This is a genomic window from Exiguobacterium sp. USCH10 (assembly GCF_037619445.1).
Classification (GTDB): Bacteria; Bacillota; Bacilli; order Exiguobacteriales; family Exiguobacteriaceae; genus Exiguobacterium; species Exiguobacterium aestuarii_A.
Genome location: NZ_JAQPZO010000002.1, coordinates 152,063 through 174,426, shown reverse-complemented (window position 1 = coordinate 174,426; position 22,364 = coordinate 152,063). Strand labels below are relative to the sequence as shown.

General features: G+C 48.5%; 24 protein-coding genes. 19 read left to right on the top strand and 5 right to left on the bottom strand.

Features of this window, described 5'->3' with window-relative positions:
* Positions 1 to 19 precede the first annotated feature (19 nt).
* From PQI28_RS05430 to PQI28_RS05420, 3 genes are read right to left on the bottom strand one after another with little or no spacing between them, the layout of a single operon-like run.
* Entirely contained in the window at positions 20 to 400 is a 381-nt protein-coding gene (locus PQI28_RS05430; RefSeq protein WP_337873979.1) for a VOC family protein, read from the bottom strand.
* A gap of 11 nt (positions 401 to 411) precedes the next feature.
* Entirely contained in the window at positions 412 to 1,566 is a 1,155-nt protein-coding gene (locus PQI28_RS05425) for an MFS transporter (RefSeq protein WP_339962717.1), read from the bottom strand.
* Entirely contained in the window at positions 1,563 to 2,576 is a 1,014-nt protein-coding gene (locus tag PQI28_RS05420) for an ROK family protein (RefSeq protein ID WP_339962716.1), read from the bottom strand. The genes PQI28_RS05425 and PQI28_RS05420 overlap by 4 nt, the downstream gene beginning before the upstream one ends.
* Positions 2,577 to 2,799: 223 nt before the next feature.
* On the opposite strand from PQI28_RS05420, the gene xerD reads away from it, so the two are divergent.
* The 7 genes from xerD (at position 2,800) to PQI28_RS05385 (ending at position 8,302) form a co-directional block, all read left to right on the top strand.
* The gene (gene xerD, locus PQI28_RS05415; protein WP_214748184.1) at positions 2,800 to 3,684 is read left to right on the top strand and encodes a site-specific tyrosine recombinase XerD; all 885 of its coding nucleotides are present in this window, start codon (positions 2,800 to 2,802) and stop codon (positions 3,682 to 3,684) included.
* 23 nt (positions 3,685 to 3,707) lie between these two features.
* Complete coding sequence (gene deoB, locus PQI28_RS05410) at positions 3,708 to 4,874, top strand: phosphopentomutase (protein WP_337873982.1); 1,167 nt, start codon at positions 3,708 to 3,710, stop codon at positions 4,872 to 4,874.
* Between the two features lie 13 nt (positions 4,875 to 4,887).
* Positions 4,888 to 5,697 carry a purine-nucleoside phosphorylase gene (locus tag PQI28_RS05405; RefSeq protein WP_214874493.1) on the top strand — a complete coding sequence of 270 codons (810 nt, stop codon included), beginning with the start codon at positions 4,888 to 4,890 and terminating at the stop codon, positions 5,695 to 5,697.
* A 28-nt stretch (positions 5,698 to 5,725) separates the two neighbouring features.
* On the top strand, positions 5,726 to 7,027 hold the full coding sequence (locus PQI28_RS05400; protein ID WP_074033239.1) for a pyrimidine-nucleoside phosphorylase: 1,302 nt from the start codon (positions 5,726 to 5,728) through the stop codon (positions 7,025 to 7,027).
* A 115-nt stretch (positions 7,028 to 7,142) separates the two neighbouring features.
* Positions 7,143 to 7,583, top strand: coding sequence for a peptidylprolyl isomerase (locus tag PQI28_RS05395; RefSeq protein ID WP_074033238.1), 441 nt, complete (start codon positions 7,143 to 7,145; stop codon positions 7,581 to 7,583).
* 89 nt (positions 7,584 to 7,672) lie between these two features.
* Positions 7,673 to 8,029 (top strand): GCN5 family acetyltransferase, encoded by a 357-nt coding sequence (locus tag PQI28_RS05390; RefSeq protein ID WP_031423428.1) that lies wholly within the window; start codon positions 7,673 to 7,675, stop codon positions 8,027 to 8,029.
* A 90-nt stretch (positions 8,030 to 8,119) separates the two neighbouring features.
* Complete coding sequence (locus PQI28_RS05385; protein WP_214782524.1) at positions 8,120 to 8,302, top strand: hypothetical protein; 183 nt, start codon at positions 8,120 to 8,122, stop codon at positions 8,300 to 8,302.
* 204 nt (positions 8,303 to 8,506) lie between these two features.
* Here the strand turns inward: PQI28_RS05385 and tnpB are convergent, their stop codons facing one another.
* On the bottom strand, positions 8,507 to 9,595 hold the full coding sequence (gene tnpB / locus PQI28_RS05380) for an IS200/IS605 family element RNA-guided endonuclease TnpB (RefSeq protein ID WP_339962715.1): 1,089 nt from the start codon (positions 9,593 to 9,595) through the stop codon (positions 8,507 to 8,509).
* Positions 9,596 to 9,854: 259 nt separating this feature from the next.
* Entirely contained in the window at positions 9,855 to 10,322 is a 468-nt protein-coding gene (locus PQI28_RS05375; protein WP_214782530.1) for a DUF309 domain-containing protein, read from the bottom strand.
* A gap of 83 nt (positions 10,323 to 10,405) precedes the next feature.
* Here PQI28_RS05375 and PQI28_RS05370 point away from each other — a divergent pair, with 83 nt between their 5' ends.
* From PQI28_RS05370 to ymfI, 12 genes are all read left to right on the top strand, one after another.
* Positions 10,406 to 11,173 carry a segregation/condensation protein A gene (locus tag PQI28_RS05370; protein ID WP_074033230.1) on the top strand — a complete coding sequence of 256 codons (768 nt, stop codon included), beginning with the start codon at positions 10,406 to 10,408 and terminating at the stop codon, positions 11,171 to 11,173.
* Positions 11,151 to 11,744, top strand: a complete 594-nt coding sequence (gene scpB / locus PQI28_RS05365) for an SMC-Scp complex subunit ScpB (protein WP_074033229.1) — start codon at positions 11,151 to 11,153, stop codon at positions 11,742 to 11,744. Before PQI28_RS05370 ends, scpB begins: the two co-directional genes overlap by 23 nt.
* A gap of 4 nt (positions 11,745 to 11,748) precedes the next feature.
* Positions 11,749 to 12,507, top strand: a complete 759-nt coding sequence (locus tag PQI28_RS05360) for a pseudouridine synthase (protein WP_074033228.1) — start codon at positions 11,749 to 11,751, stop codon at positions 12,505 to 12,507.
* A 136-nt stretch (positions 12,508 to 12,643) separates the two neighbouring features.
* Positions 12,644 to 13,225 (top strand): redoxin domain-containing protein, encoded by a 582-nt coding sequence (locus PQI28_RS05355; RefSeq protein ID WP_214782536.1) that lies wholly within the window; start codon positions 12,644 to 12,646, stop codon positions 13,223 to 13,225.
* A gap of 19 nt (positions 13,226 to 13,244) precedes the next feature.
* Positions 13,245 to 14,789: a cytochrome c biogenesis protein ResB gene (resB, locus tag PQI28_RS05350; protein WP_214782539.1), complete on the top strand. Its 1,545-nt coding sequence runs from the start codon at positions 13,245 to 13,247 to the stop codon at positions 14,787 to 14,789.
* Positions 14,789 to 15,973 carry a c-type cytochrome biogenesis protein CcsB gene (ccsB, locus tag PQI28_RS05345; RefSeq protein ID WP_214692798.1) on the top strand — a complete coding sequence of 395 codons (1,185 nt, stop codon included), beginning with the start codon at positions 14,789 to 14,791 and terminating at the stop codon, positions 15,971 to 15,973. Before resB ends, ccsB begins: the two co-directional genes overlap by 1 nt.
* Before the next feature lie 160 nt (positions 15,974 to 16,133).
* A complete protein-coding gene (locus tag PQI28_RS05340; protein WP_026825821.1) occupies positions 16,134 to 16,850 on the top strand; it encodes a response regulator transcription factor in 717 nt (238 codons plus the stop codon).
* Positions 16,847 to 18,556, top strand: coding sequence for an ATP-binding protein (locus tag PQI28_RS05335; protein ID WP_339962714.1), 1,710 nt, complete (start codon positions 16,847 to 16,849; stop codon positions 18,554 to 18,556). The genes PQI28_RS05340 and PQI28_RS05335 overlap by 4 nt, the downstream gene beginning before the upstream one ends.
* Positions 18,557 to 18,605: 49 nt before the next feature.
* On the top strand, positions 18,606 to 19,157 hold the full coding sequence (locus tag PQI28_RS05330; protein ID WP_339962713.1) for a cob(I)yrinic acid a,c-diamide adenosyltransferase: 552 nt from the start codon (positions 18,606 to 18,608) through the stop codon (positions 19,155 to 19,157).
* Between the two features lie 7 nt (positions 19,158 to 19,164).
* Complete coding sequence (gene yfmF / locus PQI28_RS05325) at positions 19,165 to 20,403, top strand: EF-P 5-aminopentanol modification-associated protein YfmF (protein ID WP_214782550.1); 1,239 nt, start codon at positions 19,165 to 19,167, stop codon at positions 20,401 to 20,403.
* Complete coding sequence (gene yfmH, locus PQI28_RS05320; protein WP_214782553.1) at positions 20,400 to 21,659, top strand: EF-P 5-aminopentanol modification-associated protein YfmH; 1,260 nt, start codon at positions 20,400 to 20,402, stop codon at positions 21,657 to 21,659. Before yfmF ends, yfmH begins: the two co-directional genes overlap by 4 nt.
* The gene (gene ymfI / locus PQI28_RS05315; protein WP_339962712.1) at positions 21,638 to 22,351 is read left to right on the top strand and encodes an elongation factor P 5-aminopentanone reductase; all 714 of its coding nucleotides are present in this window, start codon (positions 21,638 to 21,640) and stop codon (positions 22,349 to 22,351) included. The genes yfmH and ymfI overlap by 22 nt, the downstream gene beginning before the upstream one ends.
* Positions 22,352 to 22,364 lie beyond the last annotated feature (13 nt).

The following is a 22,364-nucleotide window of genomic DNA, read 5'->3' as shown; positions in this document are numbered from 1 at the left end:
TTGTTCGCTCCTTTTCAAATTAGATGGTCAACTCGATTTTATTTCCTTCTGGGTCGAGACAGACACTTTCGTAATAGCCGTCCCCGGTCGTCCGTGGGCCGTCCACGTGTGTGTATCCGTCGAGTCGAAGCCGCTCCGTCAACGTATCTACCGCTTGCTTACTTCCGAGTGAGAAGGCGATGTGGGCATATCCGATCATTTCTTTCGTATGCTTCACAAGATCTGGTCGGTGCATCAATTCGATTCGGCAACTTGAATCAGGAAACGTCAAAAAATACGATTCAAATCGCTTCGATGGATTTTCATATTTCTCATTCGATTGGGCGTCGAAGTAGGTCTCATAAAACATGCGCATGTTCTCAAGATTTTCGACCCAAAGCGCAATATGCTCAATTCTCATGTAGGCTCCTCCTATGTTGTTCGTCTAATCCTTTGATTCAATCGCTCTGTACTAAAAAGCATCCCCATCATGATCATGACTGTCACGAGTGGCAGGAAGCCAAGTGACGTTTGAGAGACGAGCAAACCAAACAATGGTGGTAAAAACGTACTTCCGGTGTATGCGAATGCCATTTGGGAACCCATCAATCGTTTTGATTGGGCAGACCCGAACCGGTTCGGTGTATCGTGAAGCATACTCGGATAAATCGGAGCCAATCCGAATCCAATCAATATCAAGCCGACTAACATCGTCGCGGATGTCGGGATGAAAAAGAAAATACTACCGAGAAGGGCAAGCGATTGTCCCATCCGAATCATCTGTTTGTTTGTGAAACGGAATGAGAGAAACCCGCTCACGAATCGCCCGAGCGTGATACTACCGTAATAGATTGACACCCATGCCGCAGCCGTCGCGATCGAAAATTGTTTCGTTTGCACGAGGTAACTACTTGTCCATAAGCCAATCAATGCTTCGACCCCGCAATAAAGTAAAAACGTGACCAATGCATAAGAAATTCCAAGTGGCCACTTGCGTTCGAGCGTCGTGACGGCTGTTTCTTGATGGTGTGTAATTGACTGACCTTTCTGTTTCCAGAGTGGGAAGGACAGCAATAACACGAGGGCCAAACCGAACTGAACTGCAGCGATGATTAAATAGCCGTCACGCCATCCATTCTCCGTCAACACTCCCGCCATGACGAGTGGTCCACCGGTTGCGCCAATCCCCCAAAAACAGTGTAACCAATTCATATGATGTGCTTCGTAGTGTTCTGCAACGTAATGATTCAGTGCGGCATCGACGGCACCTGCCCCTAAACCAAGCGGAATGGCTAATGCGAACAGCCAACCAATTGAAGGCGCCCAATAGAAACCGAACAGACAGAGCGCGGTTAGTAGCGTTGAACCGAATGTGACTTGTTTCGTGTCAAAGTGCTCTAATAGTTTGCCGCTGAGTATACTCGACAGAATCGTTCCGCCAGCAATTGTCATGAAAATCCAACCGACCATTGATAATGGGGCTGAAAACTCTTGATGCATGAGTGGCCAACCGACACCGAGCAGGGCATCCGGGAGACCGAGGCTGATAAACGCGATATAAATTACAGCCAATAATAAAATCGTCATACGTCACCTCGTTGTATGGTTTCGAGCGTCAATTCAATGCCGAGTCGGGCCAGTCCCGAAAAATAATCTTCCTCCCATTGCCCGATTCGAAGGACGGGAATGTGACGGGAGGGAAGGTATCGTTCGCAGGCACGGTTAATGTGAAGCAAATCCTCTTGAACGAGATCGACATCTGAGAAAATAAATGCGTGGGGGTTGAGTGTCGCAGCAAACGTAGCGACGAGACGTCCCAATGCATCAATTTCTTCTTTCTTCAGAACGTTTGGTCCATAAGGCTTATCTTTAATACGGTCATAAAACGATGCATCATCATAAAGCGGAAGAAATGAAACTTCTCCACTAAACCCGGATTGTCCACGAGCGACGTGTCCATCGAACAAGATACCAGCACCAGGACCATTCTTCCCGAGACCGAGATAGACGATGGACTGATGAGTTGTCGTCTCATCTCGTTTAGAAAATCCATAAACGGCGGCATTCATATCATTTTCAATGACGACGGGAAGTCCTGTTCGTTCCATCAACCAGTGTTTTAAATCTAGGTGCGCAAGCGACGGGTATTCTGGGGCGAAAACAATCCGACCCATGTCTACAGCAGCGGCGACTCCGACAGAAATCGCTCCGATTTTTGTCTTGTCCTCAATAAACGGATCAACTAGTTCTCCTAACGCTTCTAAATGACTGTCGGTGATTAGGGACACTCCATCTTCTACAATCTGATGTTGACAGTTAATCAAGCGGTAGCGAATCTCTCTCGCTTCGATATATAACGTCAAACAGTGACGGAATTCAGGATTATACCCATAACTTTTTGCAGGGCGCCCACCTTCTGGTGCCTTATGACCATGTTCGATGACTTCCCCACGTACAATCATGTCATCGATCATCTTTTTGATGGTAGGGAATGAAACGTGTGTGACTTTACTCAATTCAGAGATTGTCGATACGCTATACAGAGCCATCTGCTTTCGGATATCAACTAGTAATTCATGTTGTGGATCTTTCAACACGACCACACTCCAGTCTACTTTTTAAAATATTTTAATAAGTCATTTGTAGTATATCGTTCCGAATTGGAATATGCCAGAAAAATTAAAAAATAGAACAATGACACATCACCTTTTATGTTCACAAAAAAGTGATTAAAAAATGAGGTCAGACATCTTCACAACAGTTTACATAAGTGATATGCTGTAAGCGTATTCAGGTGAAACGAGGAAGGAGGAGGGTATGATGCGTTCGCATATCGAGTCATTTCTTCAGTACATGACGGTTGAAAAGCGGATGTCCGCCAACACGAGACAGGCGTATGCGAGCGACTTGACGCAGTACGCATCGACCTTAAACCAGTTGGGGGTGAAAGATTGGAACGACGTAACACGTTCTCATATCGTAAAGCATATCGAAGAACTGTCACAGGCGGGACGTGCTTCGTCTTCTTTGAGACGAGCTGTCAGTTCAATCCGGATGTTCCATCATCATCTAAAAATGACCGGGGTCACGACGACTGATCCGTCTCTGTATCTAGAGACGCCGAAAGCAGAAAAGCAACTTCCGGATACTTGGTCGCAACAGGAAGTCGAGCGTCTCTTAGATAGCGTCCCGACATCCGACCCGCTCTCACTTCGGGACCGTGCGATGCTCGAGTTGCTTTACGGGACCGGAATGCGGGTCAGTGAACTTTTAGGTCTTGATTTGGATGATTTGCAGTTCGAATTGGGGTATCTACAATGTGAAGGGAAAGGCGAGCGCGCTCGAATCATTCCGGTTTCGTCGGTCGCGCAAGGGTTTGTCGAGCGGTATATTCAACAAGCCCGAAACGGACTCGGCGGCAGAGAGACCGAAGCGCTCTTTTTAAACGGCAGAGGTGGACGGCTCAGTCGTCAAGGATTTTGGAAGATGATCAAACGACGTGCCAAGCTTGCCGGAATTGATAAGGAGATCACACCTCACGTTCTCCGTCATTCTTTTGCGACACACTTGCTCGAGAACGGCGCAGACTTACGTGCCATTCAACAAATGCTCGGTCATGCGGATTTAGCGACGACGCAAGTGTATACACACGTCAATAAGTCGCGGCTACATGATGTGTATCGCAAGCATCACCCTCGTGCCTAGACATTGAAAAGGAGGAATTTTTTGTGAAGAAGTTTAAACGTATTTTTTTAGTGGTCATGGACTCGGTCGGTATCGGTGAAGCACCGGATGCTGAACAGTTCGGTGACAAAGGGGCCGATACGCTCGGACATATCGCTCGTGAACATAACGGATTGAACATGCCGAATATGGGAAAACTCGGACTCGCGAACATTAAACCGATTCAAGGAATCGACGTGTCGGAGACGCCAAGTGCATATGGTCGTATGGAAGAAATCTCGGCTGGTAAAGATACGATGACAGGGCACTGGGAAATCATGGGTCTTCATATCGAGACGCCGTTCCGCGTTTTTGAAGAATTCCCGGACGATTTGATTCATCGTCTAGAAGAGTTCAGTGGTCGAAAAATCATCGGAAACAAGCCGGCATCAGGTACGGCCATCTTGGATGAGCTTGGTGAAGAACATGTCGAGACAGGCGCGCTCATCGTTTATACATCAGCAGATTCGGTCCTACAGATCGCCGCGCACGAAGAGATTGTGCCAATCGACGAGTTGTACCGGATTTGTGAATACGCGCGTGAGATTACACGTGAAGACCCGTATATGCTCGGTCGTATTATCGCCCGTCCGTTCATCGGCACACCGGGTGCATGGGTACGTACGGCAAATCGTCATGACTACGCACTCAAACCTTTCGGTAAGACAGTCATGAATACGCTCGAAGAGGCTGGGAAAGATGTCATCGCTCTCGGGAAAATCAGTGATATCTACGACGGTGAAGGTGTGACGAAAGCGGTCCGTACGAAATCGAATATGGACGGGATGGACAAGTTGGTTGAATCACTCGAAGAAGATTTCGAAGGGCTTTGCTTCTTGAACTTGGTCGACTTTGACGCATTGTTCGGTCATCGTCGTGATCCGGAAGGCTACGCCGTCGCGCTTGAAGAATATGATGCCCGTCTACCTGAAGTGATGGAGCGTCTCCGTGAAGACGACTTACTCATCATCACGGCAGACCACGGGAATGACCCAGTACATGCTGGTACAGACCACACGCGTGAATATGTACCGCTCATCGTACATCACACTGGAGCGAAAGCAGTTGATTTAGGCATTCGAGGTACGTTTGCAGATATCGGTGCGACAGTGGCTGACAACTTTGACGTTGCGGCACCATCAAACGGAAAGAGTTTCTTAAACGAAATTTGAGGAGGCAATATTCATGGTAAATTGGAACGAAACAAAAGCGTTTTTGCAGGAGCGTATGGGCGCTACACCAGAAATCGGACTTATTCTCGGGTCAGGCCTTGGAGTCCTCGCGGACGAAATTGAGAATCCGGTTGCAATCCCTTATGAAGAGATTCCACACTTCCCAGTATCAACTGTCGAAGGGCATGCGGGACAACTCGTGTTCGGAGAACTTGAAGGAAAACGCGTCGTCGCAATGCAAGGACGGTTCCACTTCTATGAAGGATACTCGATGGAACAGGTGACGTTCCCTGTTCGTGTCCTCAAATTGATTGGTGTCGAGACACTCATCGTCACGAACGCGGCGGGCGCGTGTAACGAGTCGTTCAACCCTGGTGATTTGATGATCATCACGGATCACATCAACTTCTTCGGGACGAGCCCACTCATCGGGAAGAATGCGAGTGAATTCGGGACTCGCTTCCCAGATATGTCAGAAGCGTACGATAAAGAACTCGTGAAATTGACAGAACGCGTCGCTTCAGACCTCGGACTCACTGTCCAAAAAGGGGTTTACTTCGGGAACACAGGTCCAACTTACGAGACACCAGCAGAAGTGAAAATGGCACGTCTTCTCGGTGGTGACGTCGTCGGGATGTCGACGGTACCAGAAGTCATCGTCGCGCGTCACTCGGATATGCGCGTCCTCGGGATTTCGTGTGTATCGAACATGGCAGCAGGGATTTTAGATCAACCACTTAACCATGAAGAAGTCATCGAGACGACAGAACGTGTTCGTCAAGACTTCCTTTCACTCGTGCGCGGCACGATTAAAAGCATGTAAGTAACTTATTTCTAGGAGGACGACAGTTATGCGTATGGTCGATTTGATTTTGAAAAAACGTAACGGTGGAGAATTGAACGAAGAGGAGATTCGCTTCGTCGTCGAAGGATTCACGAACGAAACGATTCCTGACTATCAGATGTCGGCATTGTCGATGGCCATCTATTTTAACGGGATGACTGAAAACGAGACAGCAGCCTTGACGATGGAAATGGTGAAGTCTGGCGATACGATCGATCTTTCGAACATCGAAGGGAAGAAAGTCGATAAGCACTCAACGGGCGGAGTCGGTGACAAGATCAGCTTGATTGTCGCACCACTCGTCGCGTCAATCGGGATCCCGGTCGCGAAAATGAGTGGCCGTGGTCTCGGTCATACGGGTGGTACGATCGATAAACTCGAATCGTTCCCAGGTTTTAACGTCGAATTGACAGAAGAACAATTCACGAAACAAGTAAACGATATTAAGATGTCGATTATCGGTCAGACGGGGAACTTGACGCCAGCTGACAAACGTCTTTATGCGCTACGTGATGTGACGGCTACCGTTGAGTCGATTCCACTCATCGCGAGTTCAATCATGTCGAAAAAGATTGCAGCTGGAGCTGACAGTATCGTCCTCGACGTCAAGACGGGTTCAGGTGCGTTCATGAAGTCGTTCGATGATGCGAAAGCACTCGCAGAAGAGATGGTCGCAATCGGGAAGAACGTCGGTCGTAAGACGGTCGCTGTCATCACAGACATGGACCAACCGCTCGGCTTTGAGATCGGGAACGCGAACGAAGTAAAAGAAGCGATTGAAGTTCTTTCAGGTAAAGAAGTAGAAGACTTGAAAACAATCGCGCTCACGATTGCAGGTCATATGGCTGTCCTCGGTGATTTCTATCCAACGTTTGACGAAGCATATGCAGACCTTGAAAAACGAATTGCTGACGGTCACGCCCTCGAGGTGTTCCGTAAGTTCGTCGAAGCACAAGGTGGGGACGCGTCGCTCGTCGATGACGTGACAAAATTACCACAAGCTTCATACGAGACGACATTCGTCGCAAAAGAAGCGGGTTATGTCGAGTCGATCATCGCAGACGAAGTCGGTGTCGCAGCGATGCTTCTCGGAGCAGGTCGTGCGACGAAAGAAGACAAAATCGACTTCGCGGCAGGCATCACGCTCGAGAAGAAAGTTGGCGACCGTGTCGAGGCGGGCGATGTGATTGCCGTACTCCGCTCGAACATGGAAGACATGTCTTCGGCTGTCGAACGTTTAGATCACGCGTATACAATCGGTGCGACGAAACCAGAAGCTCGACCACTCGTTCACGCTGTCATCCAATAAGGCAGAACGTCTGTTTCCACAAAAAAAGTGGAGACAGACGTGTTTTTTTGATAAGATGGGTAATGTGAGTGTAAAACAGCAGGATACATATTCAAATAAAGGGGTTGCTTGAAACATGAAAAAAGGTTCTATGAAACTTGAAAATGGCGAAATGATTGAATTTGATTTATTCCACAACGAGGCACCGATCACGGTCGAAAACTTCGAAAAACTTGCGAACAGCGGGTTCTACAACGGATTAACATTCCACCGTGTCATTCCTGGATTCGTCAGCCAAGGCGGTTGCCCGGATGGTACTGGAATGGGTGGCGCTGGTTATACGATTCCATGTGAGACATCGACTTCATTCCCACACAAACACGAAGCGGGATCACTCTCGATGGCACACGCAGGACGTAACACAGGGTCTTCACAGTTCTTCATCGTCCATGAGCCACAACCACACTTGGATGGCGTCCATACAGTTTTCGGTAAAGTGACATCTGGTCTTGAACATGCCGTCAAACTTCGTCAAGGAACGAAGATGGCAGAAGTGAAGGTTTGGGACGAGAATTGATTTTTGCCTGAAGGTTATGGCACAATGAACCATGTCTCTCACGTCTTCACATCGTGAAACTTGAATGACTAAAGGTGGTGAACCCAGCGATGCTGGTAAAATATAAACGTTCTTATGAAAAGACGGCGATGGGTCTACTCGCATTCTCATGCAGTGACAAATCTCCGCTTAGCTTGCTTGAACTCGTCCGATCGTATGACGAGGAAGAGTCGAAGTTCCTCTATTTGTGGAAAGTCGGTGAAGACTTCGTCGGCATCATTGGAATGGAGCAGCAAGGAACGACGATGGTCATCGACCATATCGCCTTGTCGCCATCATTCCGTGGCGAGAAACGTTCTTACGAGCTTCTAGACGAGGTGAGAAACGTACTTCCACTTGATTTGACGTTAACCGGTACAGGCAAGACGGGTGATTTATTGGATAAATGGAATCAATTAGTCGTCTGATGACAAAAACCCCCGTAATCACGATCGTGATTACGGGGGTTTTACATATTGCATGGAGTAAATCACAAACCCTTTAAATGAGGTGGATTCATGAATCGAGTAACAATCGATGAACTGATCAATCGATTGGAGCAAGTGCTCAGGCAAGAACGAACGCGAGAAGAAATCTCTGACTGGGCATATCAGTGGATGGAACAGTATGAAAATATAGATGGATTTGATTGGACAGCTTCTGACGAGGTGGTTTGGTTTGGTCCTGCTTACAAACGATAGTTGGCATGGATTTACTTGAAACCCTTTCTGAATATTTACATGATCGGAGCAATTTCGAGAGTTGGGTGACGGCGTTTAAGAAGGTGAACTACTCGCCACTTATTTGCTTCGCAAATTGAAGGGGGAGCTTCTTGGGAAGACCGTGCTCTTACTAGCCACAGTTGTTTACCAAGCTCGTCGGGCAGTCCCTGCCCTGAAGGATTGTCAGTCGGCCAACATCAACAGGTTGATGCTCGCGTTGATGTCACGGTCATGATGCGCGCCACAAACACACGTCCATTCACGGACATCCATCGCCTTCTTCTCGCCTTTTACGCCGCAAGAAGAACAGATTTGAGTCGATGCGAACCATTGATCCGCCTTGATGAGCGTCCGTCCGTAGAAGTTTGATTTGTACTCGAGTTGACGGACGAACTCGTACCAACTGACATCTGCAATCGATTTGGCGACCTTGTGGTTTTGCATCATGTCCTTCGACTTCAATGTCTCCACGACGATGACTTGGTTCTCGTCAACGATCCGTCTCGACAGTTTGTGAAGGAAGTCCTTGCGTTGGTTGGCGATCTTCTCATGTCTCTTAGCCAAAAGTAATTTGGCCTTTTCACGATTCTTGCTCCCGATTTTCTTACGTGACAAAGCGCGCTGCGCCTTCTTGACCTTCGCTTCGGATTGTCGGAGAAAGCGAGGGTTGTCAATCTTCTCCGAGACCATCGCATCGTTCGTCATGATGGCGAAATGTTTTAGGCCGAGATCGATCCCGACCTTGTTCTCGGCTGGGATCCATGGTGCATCCTCTTGATCGACGAGGATGGAGACAAAGAACTTGCCTGTCTTCGTCATCGAGACCGTCGCCGACCGGATGACGCCCTCGAACGGGCGATGTTGTGTGAACCGCACGAACCCGACCTTCGGCAGCCGGACTTTTCCCGACTCGATGCGGATCGTGCCGTGCTGGTTGTTCGTCGTGTAGGAGGCACGCGACCGTCGTCTCGATTTGAAGGCCGGGAAGCCGCCCGTCCCGGCGAAGAACTTCGCGAACGCGGTGTCGAGGTTCAGCTTCGCGTTCGCGAGCGCGAGACTGTCCGCCTCGGCGAGGAACGGGAACAGGGGCTTGTAGGAGGCGGGTGTCGCCGGTTTCCGTCTCGTTCCGCTCCCCGTTTTCGCCTCATCGCGGATGGCGATGCGGTCCTCGAGCAGCTTGTTGTAGATGAATCGGGCGCAGCCGATCGTCTTGATGAAGAACTCGGCCTGTGCCGGCGTCGGGTGGAGCCTGTATGTGTAACCTTTCAGCATGTCCGTCCCTCCTCCCTTCAGAAGATCGTGATGTGTCCTCCTCATCCGATACCCGTGGAGGGGGAGGGAAAATCTGACGGGATCACGAACTTTTGTTCGTCACATCTGTCACAGGGGAAAAGACTGTTAGACCGGGCGATTCATCTCCCACCAACGCTGGGCTTCGCTCCGAGACGCTTAGAGGAGGGAGAATTTTCGCCTGATTTAGTTAAAAAAGATCATCATTGATTATGAAAAGGAGACGTCTTGAATCTTGACGTCAACTTCTTGCACGTTGCCTTTTTAAAAGTGCTAGCTCCCGTTCTGTGATGACCTCACTCCGGTCACGGTGCAGATGCTTGTGGACCAATTCCTCGAACGACAGGTCCGTCGATGGGAACGTCGGTTTTAGTGATTCGACCGTGTCACGAACATGCTGTTGTAAGGGGAGATTCGTGGCTAACGGCCATTCATCAAGCTGTGCGATGAAGGAGTCGACATCCAGACCGAGCTCATTCAAATAGGGGGAAGCGATGTCCATCTTTCGACGTAAGAGTCGCAAGCTCTTTTTCGCGCCGATGAGATTGTCTCGTCGTAGATGATAGTGAATGACGGCGTATTGGATCAGTGCCGCATAGCCGTGATGACGACGTCCGTCTGCCTGCCACGCTTCTTCTAATACCTCATGACATTCGAAATAATCGGCATGACATTCAAAAAGCAACGTATAATGAATAAAAGGGGTCATGAATCAATTTTCTCCTTTCGTGTCCACGGTCTTATAAAACATGTTATACTAAAGCGCAAAAATGTAAAATGGCAGGTGTCTCTATGGAAGCCTATAACGTTAAAATCGATACGTTCGAAGGTCCACTCGACCTGTTGCTCCATTTGATCGGAAAAATGGAGATTGATATTGTCGACATTTCCGTGGCAGAAGTCACTGACCAGTATGTCGGCTATATTCGCACGATGCAAAAATTTGAACTCGACGTGGCCAGCGAATACTTGGTCATGGCGGCGACGTTGCTCCAGTTAAAGAGCAAGCAGTTGTTACCGCCTGTTCAGGTCGAGGATGAGGATGTTCCAGACTTCAGCGAAGAACCGACGCGTGAGGGACTCATTCGTCAATTGATTGAATACAAAGCATATAAAGAAGCAGTCGTTTTCATGCGTGAACAGGAAGAACATCGTCTTGAATTGTATACTCGACCAGGAGAAGATTTGACGAACTACATGTCAGAGGAAGTGTCGAAGTACGATGGACCGCTGAACTTCTCAGACCTTCTTCATGCCTATTCTAAAATGATTGAACGGAAACGTTGGAAAGAACGACGCAAAAAGACGATTAAACGTGAAGAGCGGACGCTCGAGGAACAGATGACGAGACTTCATGAACACGTTTCTTCTACGCGACAGACATCGTTTTTCGCCTTCTTTGTAGAACAACCGAACGTCTCAGATCTCGTCGTGACGTTTATGGCGCTTCTTGAGCTGATCAAGCTACGGGTCGTCGAAACGAAACAACTTGACCAAGACATTCAAATCTCGTTCATCGAATCATCAAAGAAAGGGGATGAAGCGGTTGCTGTCCTATGAAACGATTATCGAAGGATTGCTGTTCGTCGTCGGGGACGAAGGGATGGAAGTCCGAGCGCTCGCAGAGACGCTCGACATTTCAGAGGCTGCTGCGCGAGAACAGCTCAGTAAGTTAGAAGCTTCGTTCAAAACATCGAACCGACCATTCCAACTCATGGAATCGGCAGGTGTGTACAAACTTGTGACCGTTCCAGATGTGTCTCCCTACATTCAAAAATATGTCGGGACGATGGCGGAGCAGGCACTTTCACGCGCGGCGATGGAAACGCTCGTCATTATCGCTTATAAGCAGCCGGTCACGCGGGCGGACATCGAGGAGGTTCGCGGTGTCAAAGTGGAGCGAGTCATTCATACGCTATTATCAAAAGGGTTAATCGAATCAGCTGGTCGTGCTAAAACAATTGGTCGTGCCAAGTTGTATCGAACGACAGAGCATTTCCTCGACCACTTTGGATTTAACTCGCTCGAGGAATTACCACCATTAACATTTGAGGATGAACTGACAGACGAAGGCGATTTGTTCTTCGGTCAGGAATCACCGAAGCAAGAAGAGAGATTGGAGAAGGATTAATCATATGGAACGTTTGCAAAAAGTAATCGCACAAGCGGGGGTCGCCTCGCGTCGTAAAGCGGAAGAAATGATTTTGGATGGTCGCGTCCGCGTCAACGGAAAAGTGGTACGTGAACTCGGGACGAAAGTCGGACCGAAGTCAGAGATTGAGGTCGATGGCGTCAAAATCGAGCAAGAAGAGCATGTCTACTACGTGCTCTATAAACCGAGCGGCTATGTGTCGACGGTAGAAGACGATAAAGGACGTAAAGTGATCACGGATCTCGTGCCACCAGGGGCACGTGTTTTCCCGGTCGGACGTCTTGACTATAACACGACAGGGCTCATCATCTTGACGAATGATGGAGAGTTCTCGAACATGATGACGCATCCGAAATATAAGATTCAAAAGCGCTATGTGGCAAAAGTGAAGAACATCCCTTCTTACTTGGCAATCAAGCAACTAGAGTCAGGTGTTCAGCTCGATGATGGATTCAAAACGGGTAGTGCGAAAGTGAAAATGAAGTCTGTCGACCAGAAAAAGAACACGGCCATCCTTGAGATCGTTATCTCGGAGGGACACAATCGTCAAATCCGTCGCATGGTCGAAGCAATCGGTTCTGAGGTCATCAAACTAAAGCGTGAACAGTTCGGTTTCTTGACGCTCGACGGTCTCAATACCGGCGACTGGCGTGAACTTTCACACAAAGAGATCAGCAAGCTTCGTGAACTCGCGAATCCGACGGTTCCACCTAAACCACGAGGCAAAAAGAAGAAAAAATAACAACAAAAAATCGTCCTGAAATAGGATGATTTTTTTGATTGTGTAAATTGTGTGACAAAAAAATGAAAAAAGTCTGTTAATGTGCGTTTTTAATGTTTTTTCAGTACAATAGCAACTGAAGGATGGTGTGAAAACGATGACAAAAGATCAAAACAAAGACGACCGCATGGAACAAGCGGTCGCGAAAAAGAAAAAGAGGTCATTTTGGCGCTTGATGATTATGACGGTCGTTCTCTTTGCGGGAGCCATCACCGTCATGCAATTGTTCGACCAAGCTGGTAATGACGGACGCATCGAGGCAGGGGACGAGGCACCGAACTTCAAACTCGTCACACTCGACGGTACGACCCTTTATGAACGTGACACATACGAAGGAAAAGGAATGCTTCTCAACTTCTGGGGTACGTTCTGTGAACCTTGTAAGAAAGAAATGCCAGTCGTACAGGAGAATTACGCAACACTCCAAGACATGGGTGTCGATTTTTGGGCGGTGAACGTCGGTGAGACGCCGCTTCGCGTCGATAACTTTGTGAACGACCTCGGTGTCGGTCTCGATTATCCGATCTTGATGGACACGAAGAGTGAAGTCGAGAAAGCCTATGGCATTTATAATTTACCTGTCACATTCGTCATCGATGGTGAAGGAAACGTAATTGAAAAATATGAAGGTGAACTCACGAAAGAGAAATTGATGGAGCTAGCCGAGAAGTCATTGTAAGCGAACGGGGGACGCACAGATGCTAGATATGAAATACGAAGGCGCTGATTTACGGTCGAAGCGTCGTCCTAAATCGGTCATTGACCGGGTGTGGAACTTCTTCGCATCGGTCAAAGTGGGATTATGGTTGATTGCGCTGATTATTGTCGGTTCGGCAATCGGGACGATCTTCCCTCAAGAAATGTATATCCCACAGCAGTTACCTCCAGAGCAATATTACTTGGAGGAATATGGGACGCCAGGTTCGATTTATTATGCACTTGGATTCCACAACCTATATACGTCATGGTGGTATATCGGTCTCATCGTCATGTTGACGCTCTCGCTCATCGTCGTATCGATTGACCGTGGCGTCCCGCTCTATAAAGCGCTAAAGAATCAGCCGGTTAGACGGACAGAGCGCTTTATGAAAGGACAACGCCTCTTCGGACAAGGCGAAGGAACAGACGCTCAAATCGATGAAATGGAAGTGTCGCTCAAGAAAAAACGGTACAGTGTCAAACGGGACGGAGATGCCTTATTGGCTGAAAAACACCGTTTCGGTCGTTGGGGTCCATATGTGAACCACGTCGGCCTCGTCATCTTCTTCCTCGGGGCGATGCTCCGCGTGTTCCCGGCATTCCACACGGATACGCTCGAGTGGGTTCGTGAAGGAGATACGGTCTCACTAGAGGCGACAGATGGGGAATACTATTTACGGAACGACCAGTTCATTCTTGAAATGTATGACCCGGAGAACAATGAGGAAGATGCGAAGTTCGCAGCTGCCATTGAAAAAGCCGGAGCCGTTCCAAAAAACTATGAGACGGAACTGACATTATTTAAGAAGACGGGAACGAACGAGGACGGATCGCCGCAACTCGAACAAGTCGATGTCGGTTCGACGAAAGTCAACCACCCGTTTAAGTTTGAAAAATATGAAGTGTATCAAGAGCAATATTCAAGTCGACCGGAATTCTTGTCGATGTCGTTCATGCTTGCCGATAAACAGACAGGTGACGAGTATGGACCGTTTAAAGTCGACCTCGAGAATCCGGAAAAGTCGTATGACTTAGACGGGGTCACGGTCACGTTGAAAGACTTGTATCCTGATTTTGAGGTGAAGGATGGACAACCGAACACGAAATCACCACGTGCACTGAATCCTGCCTTCTTCTTCAATATCGAATCACCTGAAGGCGAGACGGAATCAAACTTAGTCGGTATTCGTCTCAACGTCGCCGATGAAGAGAACCGTTATGATGTCCAGTTTGCAGGTACAGAAATGGCAAGTACGAGCGGTCTTCGAGTGAAGAGTGACTCGACGTACCCGATTCTGATCGTCGGTGCGACCATCTTCATGATTGGAATTGTGATGGGTATGTATTGGCCACACCGCCGTGTCTGGATTCGTCGTCATGAAGATGAGGTACTCGTTGCAGGCTTTACGAACAAAAACCCGTCCTCGCTCCGTCGAGAGGTTTCGCCATTATTAGAACAGTCCGGTTTACCGATGTGGGAAGATCAGGCGAGATTTACTTCGAAGCCGGAGAACGAGTCAACAAATGAAAGAGGGGAATCTTGATGGAATGGATTGAATGGAGCAGCCGAATGCTGTTTATCGCATTCTTCCTTTACGCGATCTCGACGGTTCTCTTTACGATTGCCGTTAGTGGTATGCGTAAAGATCGAAACGTCAACCGTGTCGCCTATGGGAAGTATGCCTTCATCTTGGCAATTATCGGATTTATCGCCCAAATGACATATTTCTTTATGCGTTGGGCAGGTGTCGGCTATGCGCCGGTATCAAACTTATATGAATATACGACGTTTTTCGGCATGATGATGGTGCTCGGATTCCTCGTCGTATACGGGATTTATAAAAATGATGTACTCGGATTGTTCGCGATGCCAGTGGCGTTACTCGTCATTGCTTTCGCCTCGATGTTCTCGAGTGAGGTCGCACCGCTCATTCCGGCACTCAACAGTGTATGGTTAAAAATCCACGTCACGACGGCAGCGCTCGGACAAGGGATTTTGGCCATCAGTTTTGCGTCAGGTCTCATTTTCTTATTGAATGAGACATCGATGAAAGAACAGTCTAAATCACGGACGTGGCTTGAAGTGACGATGTTCGTTCTCATGTGTACACTCGGGTTCATCATCGTGTCGATGCTCTTCAAAGGAATCGGTGCCGGTGGAGTCGTCGAATTTACGAATGACCGCGGTCAAGTCGAGACGTATGAATACTTCATGCCAATCCTATTCGTACCAGAAGGGGCACAGCTCTTGTCAGGAGCAAGCGGTTTGTCACTTGAGTTGCCGAATTGGATCAATACACTCAAGTTGAACACGCTCATCTGGTCGGTTATCGGTGGTGTCGTGATTTATGCGTTGCTCCGTTTCGTGATTTTGCGAAAACGCATTGCTGAAGCGCTTCAACCGCTTGCGAAAAAGGTCGACCTCGACCTTGCTGATGAGATCAGCTATCGCTCGGTCGCAATCGGATTGCCTGTCTTTATCCTCGGCGGTCTCATCTTTGCGATGATTTGGGCACAGATTGCGTGGAACCGCTTCTGGGGTTGGGATCCAAAGGAAGTATGGGCCCTCATTACGATGCTCATTTATATTTATTACTTGCATATGCGCATCCAGCGCGGTTGGACCGGAACGAAAGCGGCTTGGTTATGTGTCGGTGGATTTGCCATCATCATGTTCAACCTCGTCTTCGTCAACTTGGTCATCGCCGGTCTACATTCATATGCATGACGCGAAAGAAGTCACAATTGTGACTTCTTTTTCATTTGGTCCATCAAATCATCGTTGTGAAGCGAAATAATAGAGTGGTATAGTTATGGCAGGGAGTGGAATGTTCACAATTGTGCAACATTCGCTACAACTCGTAATGGGTCTTAGGAGGGTTTCTGGTATGGCTGAGAAAACGAAGATTTTAGTAGTCGACGACGAAGAGAGAATTCGCCGACTTTTGAAAATGTACTTAGAACGTGAACAGTATGTGATTGAAGAAGCGGTCAATGGAGAAGAGGCACTCGCTCTCGCTCTTGAAAACGAATACGACGTCATCTTACTTGATTTGATGATGCCGAAAATGGACGGAGTCGAAGTGTGTACAGAACTCCGGAAAACGAAAGCGACACCGGTCATCATGCTTACAGCGAAAGGTGAAGAGATTGATCGTGTCCAAGGATTTGAAGTCGGGGCGGACGATTACATCGTGAAACCGTTCAGTCCGCGTGAGGTCGTTCTTCGCGTCAAGGCACTCCTTCGTCGTTCTGGCTCGACTAAGTTTATGCAGACGAGTGAGAAATCAAAAGACTTGATCGTGTTCCCGCACTTGACGATTGACAATGATGCGCACCGTGTCACGGTCGACGGAGAAGAGATTGCCCTCACACCAAAAGAATATGAATTGCTGTTTTTCCTTGCGAAGCAGGTCGATAAAGTCTTTTCTCGCGAGCAGTTGTTGAAAGAAGTATGGAACTATGAATTTTTTGGAGACCTTCGGACCGTCGATACGCATGTGAAACGTCTTCGTGAGAAATTGAATCGCGTCTCACCAGATGCGGCTCATATGATCACGACTGTATGGGGTGTCGGGTACAAGTTCGAAGCTGCTAGTGAATGATGATTCGTCGAAACAGCATCGTCACGAAACTGTGGCTGACGATTCTCGTTTTGGTCAGCGTCATTTTATTCATCGTCTCGGTATTGATGCTTGAATTTTTCAACTCTTTTCACATCGACCAAGAACGTGGTCACCTTGCCAAACTTGGCGGACAGGTTCAGTCGGTGTTGTTGAATGAAGGTGACACGTCCCAGACCATCGATCAAATCATCGAAGTATATGGTGCGAACTATATTTTAGAAAACGGGACCACGCGCTCAAATTTCGGGAATCAAGTGGACGGGCTGATGGTTGAACTTGAACGTCAAGATTGGGAAACCTATCAGGCAGTCGGGGAGACAGCCATCGGTAATTTCTCTTCTTTTGACGACCAAGCTGCACTTGCCTACCGGACGACGTTTTCGTTATCGACCGGACAATATACACTCTACTTACTTGAACCACTCGATGCGATTTCGAGTGCGAATGCCGGTGCCCGAACAATCATTCTTTGGACCGTTGCTTCGGCCATCATTGTGACGACCGTGTTCGCCTTCTTCTTATCGACGCGGATCACGGCGCCGCTCCGAGCGATGCGGGATGCGGTCAATAAGACGGGGAAAGGACAATTCGACTTGCGTCTTGAGACGAAGACTCGAGACGAAATTGGAGAACTTGCCGCCTCGTTCAACGCGATGAGCAGTCAACTGGCGAAATATGTCGATGCGTTAGACCGAGAACGTCTGCAACTTGCCTCCATTCTTCGTTCGATGGCGGACGGTGTCATCACGCTCGACCGTCATGCAAACGTGATCGTCACCAATCCACAGGCTAGTCCGTTGCTTCAAGACGGTCAGCCGCATGAAGTCGTTCTGTCACTGTATGAAGAAGTGATGGAAGGGACGGCTGAGAAGACGATTGAAGTGAAACAAGATGACCGTTACTATACGTTGACGGTCACGCCGCTCGTCGGGGAGGATGATTTCGAAGGAGCTGTCGTCGTCATTCGCGACACATCTGAAAGCCACCGTCTCGATAAGATGCGGACCGATTTCGTGGCGAACATTAGCCATGAACTTCGGACACCGCTCGTGACGCTACAAGGTTATTCAGAGGCAATCATCGACGGGATGACAGAAAGTGACGAGGCGACGAAAGAGTTTGCGTCAATCATTTATGACGAATCTCTTCGACTTGCGCGACTTGTCAACGACTTACTTGATTTGGCCCGCATCGAATCGGGTAAAGAAACGATGCAATTCAGTTCATTCGATATCGGTGATTTCTTGCCACGTGTCATGAGAAAGTTCAATCAAATGGCATCTGAAAAAGAGATTCGATTACAGACGGACGTACCGCATCGACAGATTGAAGCAGACGGTGACCGACTCGAGCAAGTATTCACGAACTTGATCGGCAACGCCATCGCCCATACCGATTCAGGAGAGATTCGAATTGAGGCGACCGAGATGCCTGATGGGTTGCAGATTCGACTGTCCGACACAGGACACGGGATCCCGAAAGAGGACTTGCCGTTCGTGTTTGAGCGATTCTATAAAGCCGACAAAGCACGGACGAGCGGGTCGAAGACCGGTACCGGGATTGGTTTAGCCATCGTGAAAAATGTGATCGATGCCCACCATGGAACGGTCAGCGTATCGAGCACACTCGGTGTCGGAACGACGTTTGACATTTACTTACCATTTGAACAACCACATATCTCATAATGGTGACTCGTCTGAGTCACCATTTGTGGCATTTTAAGGGGGAAGCCGAATGAAGCGATATACACGCACGGGCGACACGGGTGAAACATCACTGATTGGTAGCCGTGTCGACAAACATCATCCTCAAATCGAAGCGATGGGGCATCTTGATGAATTGAACAGTCATATCGGATTAGCGATTGCGCAACAGACCGACGAGTCGCTCCGGGAACAGCTGACGAAGATTCAGCACGACTTGTTTGACCTCGGTTCGGAGCTGATGTATACGGACGCGCCCCCGAAAACGGTCGATTTGTCGATTGTGACGGAACTTGAACAATGGATGGACGAATGGGAAAAATCATGTCCAGAACTTGTGCGTTTCATCTTACCGGGAGGAAGTGTCGCAGCGGCGAGCCTGCATGTGGCGCGATCCGTTTGCCGTCGTGTCGAACGAGATTTGACCGCACTCGGTGTCGCCGACCGACAACTTCCATATTTTAACCGATTGAGTGACTATCTTTTCACGGTCGCACGATATGCGAATGTTGTCGCAGGCGTACCGGACCAAGAATATGCACGCGGCGCTACCGTGTTTCAACCAAAACGAAAAAAGGAGTGATCGGCTGATGAAAGGAATCGAACAGTTCCAACATCAATTGCACTATTCGGTCTATCCGACCAAAAAATTTAAAACGACGACTTGCCTCGTCTCGTTTGCGGCCCCGCTGTCTCAGGACACGGTGGCAGATCGGGCACTGCTTCCATTCATTATGGAAAAATCGACAGAAGCTTATCCATCAATTGAGTTATTTCACACACCGCTAGAAGATTTATATGATACAAACTTGTATGCAGGCGCATCAAAAATTGGGAAAGAGCATGTCATTCAATTTCAACTCGAAGTCGTTAATGACAATCTTGTCGGTGAAGACGTCTTGAGTCAGGCCATTCAATTACTGGAGGAAGTGTTACTTCGTCCGAATGTCTATGATGGCGCGTTCCAACCGCTCATCGTGGAGCAAGAACGCCGATTGCAGCGTCAGCGAATCGAGTCAGTCTATGATGACAAGATGCGTTTCGCTCAACAGCGTCTGCAAGAGATGCTCGGAGGCGAACTCGCCATCCCGTCTCTCGGTACGCTCGAACAGCTCGATCACGTCACGCCGAAATCACTTTTCAATGCTTATCAATCGATGATTCAGAACGATCGTGTCGACATTTATGTCGTCGGCGATGTCGACCGTCAACAAGTCGAACAGGCATTTAACCCGCTCGAATCGCTCGGGACGCGTCAGCCGAGACGTCTGCCCGAACCGAGTCGTGGTGAGTTCAAACGCTTAGAAGAGCATCAAGACATCAAGCAAAGTAAACTTCATCTCGCCTACGCGATTGACGTCGATCCGCGGACAGAAGATGCCATCCGTATGCAAGTCGTGAACGGATTATTCGGTGGATTCCCGCACTCGAAGCTGTTCATGAACGTCCGTGAAAAAGAAAGTTTAGCCTACTATGCCGCGTCACAATACAGTTCGCTCAGTCGAAAACTGTTCGTGTATGCGGGGATCGATGCATCGAATCAACAAAAGACCGAGCACATTATCGAAGAGCAGTTAAAAGCACTGCAGGCGGGTGAGTTCGAAGACGAGACGTTACAACAGACGAAAGAAATGTTGTTCCATCAACGTCGCCAACTCGGAGACAGCCCTCGTCAGTTGATTGGATGGATGAGTGGTGCAGACATACGCCCGTTTTCACTCGATGAAGAGATGGCAATCATCGAGAGTACGACACGCGACCACGTCATCGCGCTTGCGAATGAAATTTCGCTTGAAGCAGTTTACTGTCTGAAAGGAGGAGAAGCATGAAACTAGATTTCCCAAACGTCGGAGAGACATTACATCACCACGTTCTCGACAATGGCCTCTCCGTGTATTTGCTGAAGAAGACTGGATATGAGAAAACGTTCGCGACGTTCACGACGAAATATGGTTCAATTGACCGTCGCTTCAAATTAGAGGATTGGGTAGAGGTGCCGGATGGAATCGCACATTTCTTAGAGCATAAGATGTTCGAAAAAGAGGATGGCGATGTCTTCCAACAGTTCGGTCGCCAAGGGGCGTCAGCGAATGCCTTTACCTCATTCACGCGGACGGCATACTTGTTCGGGGCGACATCGAACGTGCCGGAAAACGTTCAAACGCTACTCAATTTCGTTCAAGAACCATATTTCACGAAAGAGTCAGTCGAGAAAGAAAAGGGCATCATCGGTCAAGAGATTCAAATGTATCAAGATAATCCGGGATGGCGTCTTTATTTCGGATTGATTGAAGCGATGTATGAGACGCATCCCGTCAAAATCGATATCGCCGGAACAATCGAATCAATCTCAAAAATCACGGCAGAAGATTTGTATACGTGTCATCAGGCATTTTACCATCCGAGCAACATGGCGTTGTTCGTCGTCGGGAACATCGAACCGGATGAGATGCTTGAATTGATTCGTGACAATCAGGCAGCTAAATCATTTGACGCGCCACCTTTAAGCGCACGTGAGACGGTGGAAGAGCCGACCACGGTTCGTCTGTCAGAACGGGTCATTGAGATGGATGTCTCGGTTCCGAAAGTGATGATTGGCTATAAAGATGTCCCACAAGCTGGAGAAGCCGGTCTCAAACAAGAGTTGACGGTGGAACTCCTCATGCACGCGCTCTTCGATACGACAGCACCCCTCTACACGGAATTGTACGCAGAAGGGCTAATCGATGATGCATTCTCATTTGATTATACGTCTGAAGAGACGTTCGCCTTCGCCGCACTATCGATGGAAACATCCCACGTCGATGCCTTTGTCGAACGTGTCACGGGTGCGTTGGAGCGCCCACTTCATCTTGATCAAGAGACGCTCAATCGTAAGAAGCGGATGATGCAGGGACAATTTTTAAAAGCACTGAATTCGCCAGAGTTTATCGCCAACCAGTTCTCACGGTATGCACTCAATGACGGGAACTTGTTCGAGATTCCGAATTTGATCGATGCGATCACATTAGATGAACTTCACGAAGCATACGTACGATTGTTCCGAAGTGAGCAACGCACGGTGTGCGTTGTCAAAAAGCCATGAAGACGTTGATTGTCGGAGCGAGCGGCGCGATTGGACGTGCCGTCTCGCTCGCTTTTCGTGAGGATGAGCTTTTGCTACATGCGAATCGAGGTCGTGAGACACTTACTCGAATGATGGAGACTGAGAAGCTACAGGCTGAACTGATTATAGGTGACTTATCGAACCGAGCAGAAGTAGAGAAGTGGGTGTCGTCAATCGATACCGTTGATCGAATCGTCTACGTCGCTGGTCACGCGCTACACGGTCTCGTCGTCGACCAATCGGTAGATGAGCTGGATCGACTTTACGAGGTGCATGTACGCGCCATGGTTCGATTGATTCAGTCAGTTGTTGCGTGTAAACCGTATGACCATCCACTAGATATTGTCGTCGTCTCAAGCGTTTGGGGTGAAGTCGGGGCAGCAGCCGAAGTGTTCTATTCTACGGTCAAAGCGGCACAACTCGGTTTCGTCAAAGCGTTTGCGCGTGAAGCAGGACCGTTCAATGTTCGAATCAATGCGGTCACACCAGGGTGGATTGATACGCCGATGAATGATACGGTAGAAGAGTCGAAACAAACCGTGATGGATGATATTCCACTTGGGCGTCTTGGTACCACTGAAGACGTGGCGAAGACGATCCGTTTTTTATGCTCATCGGATGCTTCATATATGACCGGCACAGTATTACGCATTGATGGCGGTTGGCAATGATCTCATCAAGATG